Here is a 17,136-nt window from a genome sequence, read left to right as displayed (position 1 = left end):
TTTCCCGAACTGGATAAATGCATAGATGGCAAGGACAACTAAATATAATTCAATATTTTAGCGTCGAGTTCACGTTAGGTACTATTCATGAAGTTGTTAGCTCCGAGATAAATATACCTTCTGGTCACAATGGAGTTGTTCTTTTTTTGGCTAAACTTAGGCTGCAGCCATACCAAAACGATGTTGGAGGGAATTCAGAAATGTGGTTAAACATAGATGGTGTAAATGTAGGGACATTAGGCGTTCAAGAATTTAAGAAGCCTAATGGAGATAGTAGCAGAACAATTTCGGTGTCATATTTAAGTTCTGATGTAAATAAATTATCTGAAGGTAATCATACTGTGAAAGTATATTTAAAAGCAAATGGTAGTTTTAAAAATATTTCGTATTCAAAAGATTTACCATTAGTATATTTCGATTAAATAAATTATGAAAGACTTTATAGAAAAGGCAATAGTTAATATAGGATTTGGTTTTATATTTTGTAATATTTGTGGGAGTTTTAGAAAAATCGTTGTAAAAACAAATAATCTAAGAGAGGATGCTACTTGTAAAAAATGTAATTCTAATTCTAGAAAGAGGCATTTATCAGATGTAATTTTAGATGTGATAAATAAAAAAAACAACAAATCTTATAATAGTTTAAAAAGCATATCAAAAGATTCTGACATTAGATTGTATAATGTTGAATCTAATGGAGCTCTTCACTATTATTTAAAGCATATAAATAATTACGTTTGTAGTGAATATTTTGGATCATATGAAAAATATGGAAAGTAAAAAGATGGGGTTCTAAATGTAGATTTGATGGATATTCCTTTCGATGAGAATTCTTTTGATTTAATTATTTCTACAGAAGTATTCGAGCACATACCGGATCCTTATAAAGCTTTTAGTGAAATTTATAGAGTTTTGAAAAAAGGAGGATCCCATATTTTCACAGTACCATATTATGAAGATTGTGAGAAAGATGAGATAAGGGCTTTTATAGATGAAAATGAGGAAATTGTATACCTTATGGAACCTCAATATCATGGAGATCCTATAAGAAGTGATGAAGGTATTCTTGTATATACTATTTTTGCTGAAGAAATGCTGAAAAAATTACAAAGTATAGGATTTACGGTGAAGCTCGACCGAGAGCTGAATTTATTTAAAGGAATTTTGGGAAGTAATAATATTGTTTTTATAACAACAAAATAATATCATCTCACTATTTTCCTCTTGTTTTTTACATCAGTAAGAAAAAGAAATTTTGATCGGATAGGAAATTTTCTTTTCAGAAGATCAACTTTTTCTTTGTACAGAGCTTCAATTTCATTCATATTTTTTTCTATTAATTGATGATGGTGAGGTTGAAGCTCCAAATACAGACAATTTCTATAATAAATTTCACAGAGTCTTCTGATATACTTTGAAAGTCCTTTAAAATCCTGAACTAATCCAAATGTGCGTTTTAGAAACAATAAAGACTTTTCATTTTTTTCAAAAAATACTCCTCCAATTTGCTGATGAGCGTGAATTCTGTAATAGAAAAGTTTTTCTGGTAAAAATTCAAATTTATCTAACAATGAAGCAACGAAAGCAATCCATTCATCATGATGTAATGTTATCTGATTTGGAAACGGAATAACATTTTCTAAAAATGATTTTCTCATACATAATGATGCTCCAGTTGCAATATTGGTAACTTTTAAAAGAGTATCTCTTACTTTATAATTTTCGGAGATGTCTTCTGATATTTTCGGAATATCCCAGAAAGAATAGGCGTCAATCTTTTTTCCATATTCATCAATCCCAAAACCATTAGAAGCAATGACTTCTATTTCAGGATGGTTTTCAAAATAATTCAGATATTTTTCGACTTTATTCTCAATCCAGATATCGTCCTGATCGCTGAGAAAGATAATTTCATGGGTACACAACGAAATTGCCTTTTCAAAGTTTTTGACACTTCTTAAATTTTTTTCGTTGATGTAAATCTGAAATAGTTCGGGATATTTTTCTTTGTAAGAATTTAGTATTTCTACTGTAGCATCAGTCGATCCATCATCGCATACGATGATTTCATCAACAGGATGAGTCTGATTCAGAATGGAATCAATTTGTTTTTCTAAAAATTTTTCACCGTTATAGGTACAAACCGCTACAGAAGTTTTCAAATAAATCTTTTTTAATTACTATTCAGAATATGCTTTATCCACTTAGTGAAAGAATATTTTTCTCTGATTTCATTGGGAAGTTCCACGAAATCCTGTTTTAAAAAATTTTCTGCCTCATGAATGTTTTCATTCGTGAATACAAATATATTATTAGGATTATAAAAATCATAATTTTTCACCAAAGGATTGTTGGTAATTAGTTTTTTCTGATAACCAACCGCTTCAAAAACCCTGAATGAAACTCCATTGTGCATGGAATTCTGAAAGTCTAATATCACGTTGGATTGCTGCGTGTTCAGGATACTGTCTTTAAAATTCATTCCTGATTTTTTAAAATGTACAGGAAATCCGGCGTATTTTTTATAATATTTTGATTTATTACAGATGATATTGATGCTGTTTGTAAGACCAATCTTTTTAAAAATTAAAGACAATTGTAATAGCTCATTAATTCGGTCTCTCATAAATGTTCCCACAAAAAATACATCCTGTTGAATTGCTTCTTCGGAATGCAGATAGTCAAAGTAAAAATTGTTAATATGTTGTACATTAGCATATTTTTTTACATCATTACTGTCAAAAACAAAAAAACGATTAAAATAAGGAATCATATTTTCAGCCAGTGGAAATCTTTGCATTCCATCCCATTGATAACCAACAGTGTATTTGCTTTTAGATTTGATTTTTTGAAGAACCTTTTCACTGAAAAGATCCGGTCTTATTACTAAAGCGTAATCTGCGGATTCAATTCCGTTAAGAAAAATAATTTGCGGACTTTCTTTTTCCAGTGCAGTGATTCTGGCTTTATGAGTTTTATTCTTACTGAACGTCTTTTTATAAAGGTGAATAAGAGAATCTTTGGTTTTAAGTTTGATCTTGGAATTATCGTGCTTCACCAGATAGACTGTAAAGCCCAAAAACTCAAGATTTTCTTTAAAAACCTGAGGAAGCCCGAAATGATCCGGGACTGCTAATATGATACTTTTATCTTTAAAGTTATCCATCGTTTATATAGAATATCCTGCTTTAGAAAAGTAGGGTTTCCAGAATTCTCGTTCTTTGTTCCATCGGTGACAGCCAAAAGGAAGCCTGCCGTTATTGATCTCCAGTGCTTTCTGCTGCTTGTTTTCAATAGAAAATCCGCACGCTTCTTTATAGTCTGGTTTAGAAAAATTAATTCCATTTCTTTCCGGCTCTATGCTGAAAAATACATCTTCAGCATAAAATTCACTTATATTTTCTTTCTTCAGATAAACATCTTTAACATCTGAAAGATTTTTTAATACTTCGATGAATTTTTCGCGCTTTCTTAAAGATAAACCTCCGTTTCCGACTGCATTATAAAGTAAAGATTTGTCTTTCTGCGATTTTCCGTTGCCTTTGAAGTTGATTAAAGCTTTTAATTTTGCCAAACCTCGGTCTGAAATCAGTTTGACCAAAGATATCTTCTCAGAACTTCTGATCCAGGGAGCGCCAATATAATCAAAATCTTTATTACACCAATCCAGAAGCTCGTCTTTAAACACGAAACAGTCGGTCTGATAAATCAGTAAATATTTTTCCGAAAAGCTGTTGTAGAAATCTACACTCAGCATAAGACAGTTGTAGCCGTGGATATTTTTAAAGTAAACATCATCAAAAGCCAAAAATCTGGATGTGAACTTTTCATAGTTGCTCACATCCAAACTTTCGGGATGAATAAACGTAATTTTGTGATTTTTTAAAACATGGAATGCCTGATTTATCGAAATCAGATCATCTGCATCAGGTGTTTTTTTGTATATCGGAATAATAATTTCTACCAAAACAGGTCTATTCTAAAATAGTTTTCTCAATAATCTTCACGCAATCTAGCAATTGCTCTTCTGTAATCACCAAAGGCGGAGCCAATCGGATGATATTTCCGTGGGTAGGTTTTGCAAGCAGTCCGTTTTCTTTTAACTTCAGACAAAGATTCCATGCAGTGGAACTTTCCGGAGTATCGTTAATTAAAATGGCATTCAGCAAACCTTTTCCTCTAACTTTTGTGATGAGGTCTGTTTTTTCAATAATTTTTTCAACTTCGGAACGGAATAATTTTCCCAGTTCTTCCGCTCTTTCAGAAAGCTTTTCTTCTTCTACAACATCTAAAGCTGCAACAGCTACTGCACACGCAATCGGATTTCCTCCGAACGTAGAACCATGTTGTCCCGGTTTAATCACATTCATGATCTCATTATCCGCCAAAACTGCTGAAACAGGATACATTCCGCCGGAAAGAGCCTTTCCTAAAATTAGAATGTCGGGTTGTACATCTTCGTGATGACAAGCGATTAACCTCCCTGTTCTTGCAATTCCTGTCTGAACTTCATCGGCAATAAAAAGAACATTATGCTTTTTACACAATTCAGAAGCATTTTTTAAAAATCCGTCATTCGGAACATATACTCCGGCTTCACCCTGAATAGGCTCAACCAGAAATGCCGCAATATTTTCTGCTTCTCTGTTCAAAACTTCTTCTAAAGCTTCAAGATCGTTGTAAGGAATTTTAATAAAACCGGGAGTAAACGGGCCATAATTCTGGTTCGCATCAGGATCATTGGAGAACGAAACAATTGTTGTGGTTCTTCCGTGAAAATTATTTTCACAAACTACAATTTTTGCTGCATTTTCAGAAATTCCTTTTACTTCGTAGCTCCATTTTCTTGCTAATTTTACCGCTGTTTCCACTGCTTCAGCACCGGAATTCATCGGTAAAACTTTATCAAAACCAAATAGAGTAGTAATCTTTTTTTCATATTCTCCCAGTTTCGAATTGTAAAATGCTCTTGACGTTAAAGCCAGTTTCTGAGCCTGCTCAACCAATGCTCCTACAATTTTCGGATGAGAATGACCTTGGTTCACAGCAGAATACGCAGAAAGGAAATCGTAGTATTTCTTTCCTTCCACATCCCAGACAAAAACACCTTCTCCCTTATCTAAAACAACCGGAAGAGGGTGGTAGTTGTGGGCTCCGTGTCGGTCTTCAAGATCAATGAAATATTGTGAGTCTTTTACTGTTTCTACTGTTGACATAAATTTAGGTTTTGTACAAATTTAAACATTATAATTGATATGAATAAACAGAAATCTTCTACTGAAAAATTTCGTGGGAAAAGTACAATTTAATGATAGAACAGAATGTTTTAGAAATTATTATTCCAATCACTTATCAATTACAGTTTAAATATCTTTTTGTTTTGATTTTAATAAAAAACCGCCCCAAAAATGAGGCGGTTCAAATATTTTTAAATAATCAATCTTAGTGATTATCATATTTTCTGTCCATCACAAAATCCTCCATGAATTTTGTAGTATAGTTTCCTGAAAGATAATCCTCATTATCCATCAGTTGTCTGTGGAAAGGAATTGTTGTTTTTACACCTTCAATGTAGAATTCCTCCAGTGCTCTTCTCATTTTTGCAATCGCTTCTTCACGCGTCTGAGCCGTTGTGATTAGTTTTGCAATCATAGAGTCGTAGTTAGACGGGATTGTATATCCTGAATAAACGTGCGTATCCACTCTTACTCCGTGTCCCCCAGGAATATTTAATCCTGTGATTTTCCCCGGAGAAGGTCTGAAATCCATGTAAGGATCTTCCGCATTAATTCTGCACTCAATTGAGTGTAATTTCGGATAATAATTGATTCCTGAAATCGGAGTTCCTGCAGCCAGAAGAATCTGCTCTCTGATCAGATCATAATCGATAACCTGCTCAGTGATAGGATGCTCTACCTGAATTCTTGTATTCATTTCCATGAAATAGAAATTTCTGTGCTTGTCTACAAGGAATTCGATAGTTCCCACCCCTTCATATCCAATGAATTCAGCAGCTTTTACAGCCGCTTCTCCCATTTTTTCACGAAGCTCGTCCGTCATGAAAGGAGAAGGAGTTTCTTCCGTAAGTTTCTGATTTCTTCTCTGAACCGAACAGTCTCTTTCAGAAAGGTGACAGGCTTTACCAAACTGGTCTCCCGCAACCTGAATTTCGATATGTCTTGGCTCTTCGATCAGTTTTTCCATGTACATTCCTCCATTTCCGAATGCTGCTACAGCTTCCTGAATTGCAGATTCCCAGTGGTCTTTAAGGTCTTCGGCTTTCCAAACAGCTCTCATCCCTTTTCCGCCACCTCCTGCAGTTGCTTTGATCATCACCGGATAACCAATTTCCTCAGCAGTTGTTGCGGCGATTTCATAAGACTCGATCAAACCGTCTGAACCCGGTACGCAAGGTACACCTGCTGCTTTCATGGTTGCCTTAGCATTTGCTTTGTCTCCCATTTTTTCAATTTGCTCAGGAGTCGCACCGATGAATTTAATACCGTTTTTTTGACAGATTCTGGAGAAGTTAGCGTTTTCAGATAAGAAACCGTAACCCGGGTGAATAGCGTCTGCATTGGTAATTTCCGCAGCAGCAATAATATTAGGAATTTTTAGATAGGAATCTTTGCTCATTGCAGGACCGATACAAACCGCTTCATCAGCAAATCTTACGTGAAGACTGTCTTTATCTGCAGTTGAATATACCGCAACGGTCTTAATTCCCATTTCTTTACAAGTACGTAAAATACGCATTGCAATTTCGCCACGATTGGCTATTAATATTTTTTTGAACATCTCTCCGAAATTTTAAATTATAAATTTTGAATTTTAAATTATTTTAAATGAAAAGCTTCATCTAAAATTTATAATCTTTAATCTAAAATTCCTTAAGATGGATCTACTAAGAATAAAGGTTGGTCGTACTCTACAGGTGTTGCATCGTCTACTAAAATTTTAACGATTTTTCCGCTTACCTCAGATTCGATCTGGTTGAATAACTTCATTGCCTCGATAACGCAAACTACTTTTCCGTTAGAAACCTCATCACCAACATTTACGAACACGTCTTTATCCGGAGATGGCTTTCTGTAGAAAGTTCCGATCATTGGAGACTTAATGGTCACGTACTTGCTGTCGTCAGAAGCAGATTCTGTACTTGCAGCAGGTGCCGCAGCCGGAGTTGCAGCCGGTGCAGGAGCAGCAGCTACCTGTTGTGGAGCAGTGTGGTAAACCGCAGGTTGAGCGTAAGCAACTTCACTTCCAGCCAATGGAGTTTTAATAGTGATTTCGAAATCTTTAGTTTTGTACTTTACTTCAGAAACTTCTGCCTTAGATACAAACTTAATAAGATTTTGTATGTCTTTAATGTCCATAAAATTGATATTTGATTTTGTTCCAAAGATACCAAAAAAACATAAAAAACAACAAAAAACCGCCAAATTTTATCAAAATTGGGCGGTTTTTGTATTAAAATGAGTGTTTTTCGAGGAAAATCGACTCTTAGTTTTCTTCAGTAGATGCTACTTCTTTTTCCAATACTACTTTACCTCTGTAGTAAAGTTTTCCTTCATGCCAGTGAGCTCTGTGGTATAGGTGAAGCTCTCCTGTTGTTGCATCTTTAGCTAATTGAGGAACTACAGCTTTGTAGTGAGTTCTTCTCTTATCTCTTCTTGTAGACGATTGTCTTCTCTTTGGATGTGCCATTTTGTAATAACTTTTTTAATTGATGAGCGATGAGATTCATCATCTCATCATTAAACTATTTAATTTTTATTCTTTAAATTTTTTAGTGCGTCCCATCTCGGGTCGCTTTCATGTTCTTCCTCTTCTTCCTGAATTTCTTTCGGGCTGAACTTTTCCAGAATGGCAAGATCATCCTCGCTTATATTCGGTGAAATTTTTTTCATCGGAATGGAAAGAGCTACGTTTTCGTAAATCAGTTGTGCAATATTAAATGCATGATCTGAAGTCGGGATCGTGATTACATCTTCTTCGCTGTCATCATACTCTTCCCCGAATTTTACCAAAACTTTGATCTGGTTTTCAATAGGATGATCGAAATTTTCATTCGAAATATCACAAACCAGTTCTACCGTTCCCTTTACTTTGATCTCAAATTCTAAAAAGGTAGAATGCTTATCTAATAAGACATTCACCGCAATTTTAGGATTTGTAAATTCCTGTTCAGTGTCAAATAATTGAAAGAACTCTTTATCTATCTCAAACCTGAACTCATGCTTGCCGGTTTTTAGTCCGGAAAAGCTTACGTCATAGTTTCTTAACTTGTCCATAAAATGAGTGTGCAAAAATATGCAATTTTTTTATAATAACAAATAAAATTTCTAACAAATTAATTTAAAATCTTTATTAAAGATTTATCCTTCAGTTTCATCCGGCAGATCTTCGTCTATTCCGTTATCTACTGCCATTTTTCTTGGCTGCAGACGATTGCTCATCAGATCGTTGTATTCCGTTCTGTTCCTGAAAATTTTAATGGCAGTGAAAATAGCTTCTGTAAAACTCTGTGGATCGGCAACATTTTTTCCGGCAATATCATAAGCCGTTCCGTGATCGGGAGATGTTCTGATGAATGGAAGTCCTGCCGTATAATTTACGCCTTCTTCATACGCCAGAGTTTTGAAAGGAGCCAGTCCCTGATCGTGATACATGGCTAAAACAGCATCGAAGCTCTTGTATTTCCCGGGCTGGAAAAAACTGTCTGCCGGAAAAGGCCCGAAAGCCAGAACTCCATTATCGGAAAGTTCTTTGATTGCCGGAGCAATAACTTCAATTTCTTCTTTTCCGATTACTCCGCCGTCTCCTGCGTGAGGATTTAAGCCCAGAACAGCAATTTTAGGACGGGTAATATTAAAATCTTCAATCAGCGTCTGGTTTAAAACCCGGATCTGTTTTTTTATCTTTTCCTTGGAAATATTCTCAGCAACCTGTGCAATCGGAATATGATGCGTTGAAACTGCCACCTTCAGATCTTCTGTCACTAAAAACATCAATCCTTTTTTATTGAATTTCTCTTCAAAATATCCTGTGTGGCCAGCGTGTTTAAAGCCCATTTTCACCATTTCATCTTTGTTAATCGGTGCTGTAACCAAAACATCGATTTCCCCTTTTAGTAAAGCTTCGGTAGCCGCTTCCAGAGAATCGATCGCCATTTTGGTGGATTCTTCTGTAGGTGTTCCCAGTTCTACCATCGAATTTTCCTTCACCAGATTCACCATGTTCAGCTTTCCTGCATGAGCCTGTGAAGCTTCGGTGATGTAGTTAAAATTTAAATTTAACTTAAAAATATTTTTCTGATAGGTAAATAATTTTCCCGAACCAAAAATTACAGGTGTGAAAAAATCCGTAATGGTTTTGTCTGCAAGAGATTTCATGATGATTTCGGGACCGATGCCGTTGAAATCTCCAATTGAAATTCCTACTCGTACTTTATGGTTTTTTGGGCTCATTTTGATTATCTTTGAACATTATAATTTTACAAATTTAGCAAAAAATAATATGTTCACAGGAATTATTGAAGCAGTTGGAGTAATTGAGAAGATTGAAGAAAACGGAAGCAATATAGATTTTACCTTAACATGCCCGTTTACCAATGAATTGAAAATCGACCAGAGTCTTGCACACAACGGTTGTTGTCTTACCGTTATAAAAATTGAAGGAGACCGTTATGTGGTAACCGCCATCAATGAAACTTTAGAAAAAACAAATCTTGGAAAATGGCAGGAGGGAACTGTGGTGAATCTTGAGCGTTGCATGAAAATGGACGGAAGACTGGACGGACATATTGTTCAGGGACACGTAGATAAAACCGGGGAAGTGGTGAATATTGAGAATAAAGACGGAAGTTATTTTATCACGATGAAGTATGAAGATAATGGTAGTTTTGTAACCGTTCCGCAAGGTTCAATCACGGTAAACGGAATTAGTTTAACCGTTGCAAAGAGCGAAGATACACAGTTTTCTGTGGCGATCATTCCGTATACATGGGAATTCACAAATATGCAATATTTAAAAATAGGTGATAAAGTTAATCTGGAATTTGATATAATTGGTAAGTATATTGCTAGGTTAATTAAAAAATAGCGGATGTCAATTAATATGTATAAAGGATATAGCTTAAGGAACCGTGTGTTCTTCGGTTTCTTATTGGTTTGTCTTTTAAGTGTTGTCGCTTCTTCGCTGGTTCCATACTTTGTTTTAAAGGAAAATTACGAAAAACAAAGTGAAATTGACATGCAGAATAAGACGGGTACTGTAATTAGTTACCTGGATTATGAACTGAGCAGGACGCGTGTAAAAACGAGCGATCTTCCTGAACTTCTGGATAATAAAATATATGAAATAGCCGATATTAACAAACATCCTGTTGTTGTTTATGATTTAAAGGGAAATTACCTTCTTTCCAGTGTGGAAGGAAATTCGGAGTATAAAAAACCTGTTCCTTTAAATATTCTTAACCGTATTTTGGCAACCAAAGCAAGGGTGGATATTAAAGGCTATGATGCCAGTAAAGATGCGGTGCTTACCTCTTCATATTTATTACTGAAAAATAATGATTTAGAACCTATAGGTATTGTTTATATTCCGCTTTATCATGATGAAGCAGCTTATTTTGATGTCTTGAACGTTTATGTAAAGTATATTGTTCTTGTAGATGTTTTATTGATTTTATTCAGTGTGTGGTTTAGCTGGGTGATGTCCAACAACCTGGCAAAAAATATTACGAAATTCTCGGATATGATTACGCGCATTACATTGTTTGAAAATGAAATGCGCCCGATCCGTTACTATAAAAATGACGAACTGAATGCTTTGGCAAGAGCGTATAACAGAATGATTCTCCAGATTCAGGATCAGAAGGAAAGGCTTCGTTTTAAAGCTTCGGAAGAGGCGTGGAGAGAAATGGCAAAACAGGTTGCGCATGAGGTTAAAAATCCTTTAACGCCGATGAAACTGACCATTCAGAATTTTGAAAGAAAATTTGATCCTGAAGATCCGAATATCAGGGAAAGAGTAAAGCAGATGAGCAAAACCATGGTCGATCAGATCGATTTGATTGCTACCGTAGCTTCTGCATTCTCGGAATTTGCCAAACTTCCTGAAAAAAACAATGAGATCATCAATCTGAATACTGAGGTGGAAGATATTCTCCGTGTTTTTAATGATGACAGCATCTTCATGCATTCCAATAAAAGCAATATCATGATTAATATGGACAGGATTTATTTGTCCAGAATCATTACCAATCTTGTGACGAATGCAAGACAGGCGGAAAGTGAAGAGCGAAAATTAATCATCAATGTAGATCTGGAACAACATCAAAGACGTGTAATGATTTCCGTACAGGACAATGGAATCGGAATCCCGGAAAATATTTACGAAAGGATTTTTGAACCGAATTTCACCTCAAAAAACAGCGGAATGGGACTTGGTCTTTCCATGGTAAGAAAAATGGTGGAAGATTACAAAGGAGAAATCACCGTGAAATCTGAAGTTGGAAAAGGATCGACTTTTACCATCACATTACCGACAAATTTATAGTGAAGCCTTTTACATTCAGACAATTTGAAATTCAGCAGTCTAAAAACGTCTTTCGCGTAGGAACGGACGGTGTTTTGCTGGGTGCTTTAGCTTGTGTTGATAACGCTTCTAAAGTATTGGAAGTCGGAACAGGAACCGGATTAATTTCGATGATGTTAGCGCAGAGAAATCAGAAGGCGCAATTTTTGGGAATCGACATCAATGAAGAAGCGGCACATCTCACCAAACTTAATTTTGAAAATTCACCTTTCGCTTCACGATTAAAAAATATTCATCAGGACTTTAAATATTTCGAATCCGAAGAAAAATTTGATCTGATTGTTTCCAATCCGCCATATTTTGAAGCTTCCGGCTCTGAAAAAGATAAAATCGCAAGGCAGACCGTGGAATTAAATTTCCGACAGCTCATTTCAAAATCATCTTCTTTACTAACGGAAAAAGGAATATTTTCAGTCATTATCCCTGTCGAAGCCGGAAACGATTTTATTCAGATTGCAAGTGAAAATCAGTTGTTTTTAGTTAAAAAAATCAATATTAAAGGCATTGAAAACTCAAAAACAAAAAGATTGATTCTTGAATTTTCTTTAAAAGAGCGATCTTATGAAGAACTCGAATTTACCATAGAAAAAAGTCCGAGACAATACTCGGACCAATATCTTGAACTCACCAAAGAGTTTCATGTTTTCAAAAATAAGAACATTATAAACCATTAAGCAATTGTTAAGGAATTAAGAATATTAAGTACTGTTCCACTTTAAAAGAAACTTAACTTCTTAAATTTTCCTTAATGGTTAAATTTTATTCAAATAATTCCGCTGTATCAAGCACGGAAACTTTTCCGTCTTCACATCTTATGGCTTCACCCGGGAAATTCTGGATCATATGATAATCGTGTGTTGCCATAACTACGGCGGCTCCGTTTTCAAGGGCAACCTGCTTTAGTAAAGTCATGATTTCATTGGAGGTTTCAGGGTCAAGGTTTCCTGTAGGCTCATCCGCAAGAATAAGATCCGGATGATTAAGAAGCGCTCTCGCGATAGCAACACGCTGTTGTTCTCCTCCTGAAAGTTCATGCGGCATTTTGTGCTTCTTACTTTTCATGTTTACACTGCCAAGAACTTCGTTAATGCGGTCTTCCATTTTTGTCTTATCGCTCCATCCTGTTGCTTCCAGCACGAATTTTAGGTTTTTTTCAACCGTTCTGTCAGAAAGCAATTGGAAATCCTGAAAAACAATTCCTAATTTTCTTCTCAGGTTCGGAACATCGGAAGCTCTCAGTTTGGCAAGGTCGAAACCTACCACTGCGCCATGTCCGGAAGCCAAAGGAATATGCCCGTACAAAGTTTTCAGCAGGGAACTTTTTCCGGAACCTGTTTTCCCGATAAGATAGCAGAATCTTCCTTTTTTGATGTTCAGATTCACATCAGAAAGAACCGTGAAGTTTTTTTGGGCAATCTTCGCGTGCTGTAAGCTGATGATATTGTCTCCGGCGATATTTGTATGTGGCATAATTCAGTTTTAAAGTACTTTTTCTTAAAATTTTTTCAGATTTTAAAAATAGGAAAAAGAAGAATAAACAACCTAAATTTTGGGAAAATTTAACAACAAAAAATGCCTGAAAAACTACTTTTCAAGCATGATTTGTATATGATAATAAAAAGATTATCTCTTAGCGCGTGAAGCACTTACAGTTAAACTCTTTCTGCCTTTAGCTCTTCTCGCAGCCAAAACTCTTCTTCCATTTGGCGTAGACATTCTTTCTCTGAAACCGTGTTTGTTTCTTCTTTTTCTTTCTGATGGCTGGAATGTTCTTTTACTCATTACTATATGTTTAAATCGTAATTATCTATTAATTTTCAGGTTGCAAAGATATGGAATTTTTTAAAAGTTGCAAACTTTACAAATCTTTTTTTAAAAAAATTACACTGTTTTTTTATGTATTCTTTGCAAATGCCGATGGGATGCGTACTTTCCCGATATTCAAAAATAATGCACAATGATTTGTTTAAAAGCTCTATCTTTGGAAACTCAAATTTAAAGAAAAAATAAACATCATGATGTTTACACCAGCAGAACTTTTAGAAATCAACAAGTTACTTACTCCGGAACATAAAATTGTAATTCTTACCCATTATAATCCGGATGGCGATGCTATTGGTTCCAGCCTTGGTTTAAAACATTATCTGAAAGCAAAAGGAATTCATGCAGAGGTAATCGTTCCGAACGATTTTCCTAAGTTTCTGAAATGGATGCCGGAAGCAAAAAAAGTGCTGATTGCAGATTACAAAAGAAAAGTAGCTTCTGATCTTATTTATGAAGCAGATGTTATTTTCTGTCTGGATTTCAATGCGCCTTCCAGAATCGGAATTTTAGGAGACTGGCTTACGAATTCCAGAGCGAAAAAGATTCTTATCGACCATCATCAGCAGCCTGAGAAATTTGATTTTGTTTATTCCGATACCGTAATTCCTGCGACCTGTCAGATGGTGTATCATTTCATAGAAGCGATGAATGATGAAAATCTGGTGAATAACGATATTGCAGAATGTCTTTATACCGGAATTATGACGGATACAGGAGGTTTCAGATTCCGTTCTACAAGTGCAACCACGCACAGAATTATTGCCAATCTCATCGAGCACGGAGCAGATCCTGCGATGATTACTTCCAATACATGGGATACCAATACCGTTTCCCGTCTTCATTTATTAGCCCTGATTTTAGGAAGAATAGAAGTGGTAAAAGACGGAAAAGTGGCTGTTCTTTATTTAACAAGGGAAGAGCTGAAAGAATATGGCTTCCAGAAAGGTGATACAGAAGGTTTTGTTAATTACGGTCTGAGTATTTTAGGCGTAAAAATGGCAGCGTTCTTCATGGAAGATCTGTATGAAGATTTTATTAAAATTTCTTTCAGAAGTAAGGATGATATGGATGTGAATCAATTTTCAAGAAAATATTTCAATGGAGGAGGTCACATTAATGCAGCCGGAGGAAAATCTTACGAATCTTTGCAGGGGACCATTGAAACATTCAAAGTGAAAATAGAAAGAGAGGAGAGTTTGTAAGTTTAGGCTGAGATTGAGGTTCAGTTTAAGGCTGAGAAAGCTGCGTATTTGTCATTTATAACAAGATGTGTAGTGAAGAATCTGAATTTTATTGATTTTAAATCCTGAAAATAATCAACGCAGAATTTAAATCTTCTTTTGAAGAGATGGTTTCGTCGCTCCTGAACTATGTTCGCAAACCTTCAGTCTGTCCGCAATAACACTCACTCACATTCTAAAAACTCTCAACGCTATAACTCTAAAACTCCAAAACCCTCAAACCCTAAACTCTAACCCCTCGAATATCCTTTCTCCTCAAGCTCTTTACAAGTGTATTCATAAACTTCCTGAAACATAATATCTAAGAATTTTTTGTTGAAAAGACTGAATTTCGTCATCTTCGGAGGATCCAGAAAAATATCACAGGTTTTGGCTTTGGAATACACAGATTTTGCGATCGCCAAGTGTAAAATCCGATCAAATTCTTTCATTAAGCTCATCCTTTCAAGGCTGTCATAACTGATAGAATTCACGTGGGAAGCAATCAGGAAATCGCATTTGTCTACAATGGGTTCAATCGGTAGATTGTCTAAAACACCGCCGTCTACATAAATTTTTTCGCCAATTTTTACCGGAGGCAAAACAAAAGGAACACTTGAAGAAGCCAATAACGGAACAAACAGTTCACCTTCCGAGAAAAAATCTACAATTCCGTGCGTCATTTCAGTGGCGGCAACGTACAGAGGAATTTTTAAAATGTTAAAATCATCCTCAGGAAAATGATCGGTGAAGAGTTTCAGAATAAATTTAGAACTGAAAATTCCGTTTTTGGAAAGTTTAAGATAAGACCTCGAAAAAAAAGTAGTCTGCTTTACGATTTCCATCATTTCATCCGGAGATTTCCCGAAAGAATAAAACGCTCCTACAATTGATCCTGCACTCGTGCCTGAAATAATGTCCGGTTTCAGATGATACTCTTCCAAAGCTTTCAGAACCGCAATATGAGCAATTCCGCGCATTCCTCCGCCTGAAAGAGTCAGACCGATGACGGGTTTCTTTTTTTTGAAAGAGAAAAAATCCAGCATACTAAAAGACCAAATGTTTCGGCATATTGTGAAGAAGCTCTGTATTGATGATCTCTGCACAGATTTTTGGCTTTTCCCAATGTCCGTTGTGTCCGCAATCGAGAATGTAGGATTTAATGTTGGTGCGGTCGGGAAGATGCTTAATCATGGTTTCGGTTTTTACCGCGTTGTCGTGTTTTCCGGCAAGAACCAAAATTTTTGCCTCAAGATTTTCCATGATATGCTTTTTGTCCGTTCGTTCCACCATTCCTTTTACGGAAGCCAATGCTCCGAGATTATTCGTAGAAAGGGCAACTTCCAGTGCGGTTTCTATTTTTCCTTCCAGAATATCTTTTTCATTGGGATTGAACAGATTCGGAACTCCCGCTCTTGCGTAATGCGCGAAAGCATCTTTGATGATGCGGTAACTTTTGATGCGTTGTTCTTTCTTTTCAGCATCATCCGGAAAATACGTGGAGAAAAATAAAGTTAAACTTTTCAGGTATTCAGGATATTTTTCTGCGAAAGCCAGAGAAACATAACCTCCCATTGAATGTCCGAGTAAGTGAATTTTGGTTATATTTTCATGATCCAAAACTTTTTTTACCTCTTCCGCCATCAGTTCCATCGTCTGAACTTCCGCAATGATTTCAGATTGTCCATGACCGGGAAGATCTATTTTTAACAATGAAAAATTGTCGGAAAGATGAGGCTCCATATCGCTCCAGATAGAAAGATTTTCCATAAAGCCGTGAAGCAGAACCAAAGTTTCTTTTCCGTTTCCTTTTCTCTCGAAGTTCAACATATTTCAGTAATTAAAAGTGGATATCAATATATTCAACAAATCCCGAACCATTTACCATATCCTGAAGTCGGTATGTTTTTCCGCCATCTTTAGATAGGAAGGTTTTTGTTCCTTTTCTGGTATAAGGTTTTCCGTTGTCGTTTGCCGAAATACTTTCTGTAATTTCTCCTGTAAAATTCATGTGTTTGTCTGAAACAACCGCCATAAATCCTTTTATTTCAACAGTGTTTTTTCCGGAGCTTATATTTCCTGAAACGTCGTAATGGTCTCTTTCTCCATCAATTTTTTTGAAATTTACAGAACCTGAATTTTTAATTGAATTATGAGTGAATTTATGAGATCCGCTGAAATCTTTAAAATGATTTTTGGATTTTATGCTGTCGTTGATTTTTGTTCTCGCAGCGTTAATAGAATCGATGATTTTTGTACTATCGGTCTTATCGGAAGTAGAAGTTGCTTCCTTTTTGGAGCATGAAACAATAAAAGCTGCTAAAATAACTGCGGTTAAAAAGTTTTTCATTAATGAATAAATTATACTCAAAAGTAAATAAAAAAAAGAGCATTTTAAAAATGCCCTTCTTATTTTAACGTGAACTCGACGCTAAAATATTGAATTATATTTAGTTGTCCTTGCCATCTATGCATTTATCCAGTTCGGGAA

The 17,136-nt window shown here is 35.6% G+C and carries 21 protein-coding genes; 7 read left to right on the top strand and 14 right to left on the bottom strand.

Features of this window, described 5'->3' with window-relative positions; genetic code table 11:
• Positions 1-17: 17 nt before the first annotated feature.
• Genes B0E34_RS00170 through B0E34_RS00160 form a run of 3 tightly spaced genes read left to right on the top strand, consistent with a single transcriptional unit; the run spans position 18 to position 1,203 of the window.
• The gene (locus B0E34_RS00170; protein ID WP_087705767.1) at positions 18-422 is read left to right on the top strand and encodes a hypothetical protein; all 405 of its coding nucleotides are present in this window, start codon (positions 18-20) and stop codon (positions 420-422) included.
• A 7-nt stretch (positions 423-429) separates the two neighbouring features.
• Positions 430-780 (top strand): hypothetical protein, encoded by a 351-nt coding sequence (locus B0E34_RS00165; protein WP_087705765.1) that lies wholly within the window; start codon positions 430-432, stop codon positions 778-780.
• 24 nt (positions 781-804) lie between these two features.
• The gene (locus B0E34_RS00160) at positions 805-1,203 is read left to right on the top strand and encodes a methyltransferase domain-containing protein (RefSeq protein ID WP_087705763.1); all 399 of its coding nucleotides are present in this window, start codon (positions 805-807) and stop codon (positions 1,201-1,203) included.
• Positions 1,204-1,205: 2 nt separating this feature from the next.
• On the opposite strand, the gene B0E34_RS00155 is transcribed toward B0E34_RS00160, so the two are convergent.
• The 9 genes from B0E34_RS00155 to pdxA form a co-directional block, all read right to left on the bottom strand.
• Positions 1,206-2,162, bottom strand: coding sequence for a glycosyltransferase family 2 protein (locus tag B0E34_RS00155; RefSeq protein ID WP_165762921.1), 957 nt, complete (start codon positions 2,160-2,162; stop codon positions 1,206-1,208).
• Between the two features lie 11 nt (positions 2,163-2,173).
• On the bottom strand, positions 2,174-3,166 hold the full coding sequence (locus B0E34_RS00150; RefSeq protein ID WP_087705759.1) for a WaaS/CpsH family glycosyltransferase: 993 nt from the start codon (positions 3,164-3,166) through the stop codon (positions 2,174-2,176).
• A 3-nt stretch (positions 3,167-3,169) separates the two neighbouring features.
• Complete coding sequence (locus tag B0E34_RS00145) at positions 3,170-3,967, bottom strand: DUF5672 family protein (RefSeq protein ID WP_087705757.1); 798 nt, start codon at positions 3,965-3,967, stop codon at positions 3,170-3,172.
• 7 nt (positions 3,968-3,974) lie between these two features.
• Complete coding sequence (rocD, locus tag B0E34_RS00140; protein WP_087705755.1) at positions 3,975-5,216, bottom strand: ornithine--oxo-acid transaminase; 1,242 nt, start codon at positions 5,214-5,216, stop codon at positions 3,975-3,977.
• A 226-nt stretch (positions 5,217-5,442) separates the two neighbouring features.
• The gene (accC, locus tag B0E34_RS00135) at positions 5,443-6,798 is read right to left on the bottom strand and encodes an acetyl-CoA carboxylase biotin carboxylase subunit (RefSeq protein ID WP_076390579.1); all 1,356 of its coding nucleotides are present in this window, start codon (positions 6,796-6,798) and stop codon (positions 5,443-5,445) included.
• Positions 6,799-6,890: 92 nt separating this feature from the next.
• On the bottom strand, positions 6,891-7,376 hold the full coding sequence (gene accB / locus B0E34_RS00130; protein ID WP_087705753.1) for an acetyl-CoA carboxylase biotin carboxyl carrier protein: 486 nt from the start codon (positions 7,374-7,376) through the stop codon (positions 6,891-6,893).
• Between the two features lie 127 nt (positions 7,377-7,503).
• Positions 7,504-7,707 carry a 50S ribosomal protein L32 gene (gene rpmF / locus B0E34_RS00125; RefSeq protein WP_076390581.1) on the bottom strand — a complete coding sequence of 68 codons (204 nt, stop codon included), beginning with the start codon at positions 7,705-7,707 and terminating at the stop codon, positions 7,504-7,506.
• A gap of 59 nt (positions 7,708-7,766) precedes the next feature.
• Positions 7,767-8,294 (bottom strand): YceD family protein, encoded by a 528-nt coding sequence (locus B0E34_RS00120; protein WP_087705752.1) that lies wholly within the window; start codon positions 8,292-8,294, stop codon positions 7,767-7,769.
• Between the two features lie 84 nt (positions 8,295-8,378).
• Positions 8,379-9,470 carry a 4-hydroxythreonine-4-phosphate dehydrogenase PdxA gene (gene pdxA / locus B0E34_RS00115; RefSeq protein WP_087705750.1) on the bottom strand — a complete coding sequence of 364 codons (1,092 nt, stop codon included), beginning with the start codon at positions 9,468-9,470 and terminating at the stop codon, positions 8,379-8,381.
• 49 nt (positions 9,471-9,519) lie between these two features.
• Here pdxA and B0E34_RS00110 point away from each other — a divergent pair, with 49 nt between their 5' ends.
• The 3 genes from B0E34_RS00110 to B0E34_RS00100 are packed head-to-tail and all read left to right on the top strand — an operon-like array spanning position 9,520 to position 12,275.
• Complete coding sequence (locus tag B0E34_RS00110) at positions 9,520-10,104, top strand: riboflavin synthase (RefSeq protein WP_087705748.1); 585 nt, start codon at positions 9,520-9,522, stop codon at positions 10,102-10,104.
• A 3-nt stretch (positions 10,105-10,107) separates the two neighbouring features.
• Positions 10,108-11,562 (top strand): sensor histidine kinase, encoded by a 1,455-nt coding sequence (locus B0E34_RS00105; RefSeq protein ID WP_087705746.1) that lies wholly within the window; start codon positions 10,108-10,110, stop codon positions 11,560-11,562.
• Positions 11,562-12,275: a tRNA1(Val) (adenine(37)-N6)-methyltransferase gene (locus B0E34_RS00100; protein ID WP_087705744.1), complete on the top strand. Its 714-nt coding sequence runs from the start codon at positions 11,562-11,564 to the stop codon at positions 12,273-12,275. Before B0E34_RS00105 ends, B0E34_RS00100 begins: the two co-directional genes overlap by 1 nt.
• Positions 12,276-12,360: 85 nt before the next feature.
• Here the strand turns inward: B0E34_RS00100 and B0E34_RS00095 are convergent, their stop codons facing one another.
• Positions 12,361-13,071, bottom strand: coding sequence for a cell division ATP-binding protein FtsE (locus B0E34_RS00095; protein WP_076390587.1), 711 nt, complete (start codon positions 13,069-13,071; stop codon positions 12,361-12,363).
• Between the two features lie 153 nt (positions 13,072-13,224).
• Positions 13,225-13,383, bottom strand: a complete 159-nt coding sequence (rpmH, locus tag B0E34_RS00090) for a 50S ribosomal protein L34 (RefSeq protein ID WP_007843334.1) — start codon at positions 13,381-13,383, stop codon at positions 13,225-13,227.
• Between the two features lie 236 nt (positions 13,384-13,619).
• Between rpmH and B0E34_RS00085 the strand changes: the two genes are divergently transcribed.
• Entirely contained in the window at positions 13,620-14,627 is a 1,008-nt protein-coding gene (locus B0E34_RS00085) for a DHH family phosphoesterase (protein ID WP_087705742.1), read from the top strand.
• A gap of 269 nt (positions 14,628-14,896) precedes the next feature.
• On the opposite strand, the gene B0E34_RS00080 is transcribed toward B0E34_RS00085, so the two are convergent.
• From B0E34_RS00080 to B0E34_RS00070, 3 genes are read right to left on the bottom strand one after another with little or no spacing between them, the layout of a single operon-like run.
• The gene (locus B0E34_RS00080) at positions 14,897-15,691 is read right to left on the bottom strand and encodes a patatin-like phospholipase family protein (RefSeq protein ID WP_228422976.1); all 795 of its coding nucleotides are present in this window, start codon (positions 15,689-15,691) and stop codon (positions 14,897-14,899) included.
• A 1-nt stretch (position 15,692) separates the two neighbouring features.
• Positions 15,693-16,475: an alpha/beta fold hydrolase gene (locus B0E34_RS00075; protein WP_087705740.1), complete on the bottom strand. Its 783-nt coding sequence runs from the start codon at positions 16,473-16,475 to the stop codon at positions 15,693-15,695.
• Positions 16,476-16,485: 10 nt separating this feature from the next.
• Positions 16,486-16,995: a hypothetical protein gene (locus B0E34_RS00070; RefSeq protein WP_087705738.1), complete on the bottom strand. Its 510-nt coding sequence runs from the start codon at positions 16,993-16,995 to the stop codon at positions 16,486-16,488.
• Between the last annotated feature and the right edge of the window lie 141 nt (positions 16,996-17,136).

It is taken from the genome of Chryseobacterium mucoviscidosis, assembly GCF_002177115.1.
Taxonomy (GTDB): Bacteria; Bacteroidota; Bacteroidia; order Flavobacteriales; family Weeksellaceae; genus Chryseobacterium; species Chryseobacterium mucoviscidosis.
This window is presented reverse-complemented; position numbering and strand designations above follow the sequence as displayed.

Bases quoted from the DNA above. Each gene is read 5' to 3' on its own strand.
- B0E34_RS00170 (WP_087705767.1), top strand. From the start codon at position 18: ATGCATAGATGGCAAGGACAACTAAATATAATTCAATATTTTAGCGTC.
- B0E34_RS00165 (WP_087705765.1), top strand. From the start codon at position 430: ATGAAAGACTTTATAGAAAAGGCAATAGTTAATATAGGATTTGGTTTT.
- B0E34_RS00150 (WP_087705759.1), bottom strand. From the start codon at position 3,166: ATGGATAACTTTAAAGATAAAAGTATCATATTAGCAGTCCCGGATCAT.
- rocD (WP_087705755.1), bottom strand. From the start codon at position 5,216: ATGTCAACAGTAGAAACAGTAAAAGACTCACAATATTTCATTGATCTT.
- accC (WP_076390579.1), bottom strand. From the start codon at position 6,798: ATGTTCAAAAAAATATTAATAGCCAATCGTGGCGAAATTGCAATGCGT.
- accB (WP_087705753.1), bottom strand. From the start codon at position 7,376: ATGGACATTAAAGACATACAAAATCTTATTAAGTTTGTATCTAAGGCA.
- rpmF (WP_076390581.1), bottom strand. From the start codon at position 7,707: ATGGCACATCCAAAGAGAAGACAATCGTCTACAAGAAGAGATAAGAGA.
- B0E34_RS00120 (WP_087705752.1), bottom strand. From the start codon at position 8,294: ATGGACAAGTTAAGAAACTATGACGTAAGCTTTTCCGGACTAAAAACC.
- pdxA (WP_087705750.1), bottom strand. From the start codon at position 9,470: ATGAGCCCAAAAAACCATAAAGTACGAGTAGGAATTTCAATTGGAGAT.
- B0E34_RS00110 (WP_087705748.1), top strand. From the start codon at position 9,520: ATGTTCACAGGAATTATTGAAGCAGTTGGAGTAATTGAGAAGATTGAA.
- B0E34_RS00105 (WP_087705746.1), top strand. From the start codon at position 10,108: ATGTCAATTAATATGTATAAAGGATATAGCTTAAGGAACCGTGTGTTC.
- B0E34_RS00095 (WP_076390587.1), bottom strand. From the start codon at position 13,071: ATGCCACATACAAATATCGCCGGAGACAATATCATCAGCTTACAGCAC.
- rpmH (WP_007843334.1), bottom strand. From the start codon at position 13,383: ATGAGTAAAAGAACATTCCAGCCATCAGAAAGAAAAAGAAGAAACAAA.
- B0E34_RS00085 (WP_087705742.1), top strand. From the start codon at position 13,620: ATGTTTACACCAGCAGAACTTTTAGAAATCAACAAGTTACTTACTCCG.
- B0E34_RS00080 (WP_228422976.1), bottom strand. From the start codon at position 15,691: ATGCTGGATTTTTTCTCTTTCAAAAAAAAGAAACCCGTCATCGGTCTG.
- B0E34_RS00075 (WP_087705740.1), bottom strand. From the start codon at position 16,475: ATGTTGAACTTCGAGAGAAAAGGAAACGGAAAAGAAACTTTGGTTCTG.
- B0E34_RS00070 (WP_087705738.1), bottom strand. From the start codon at position 16,995: ATGAAAAACTTTTTAACCGCAGTTATTTTAGCAGCTTTTATTGTTTCA.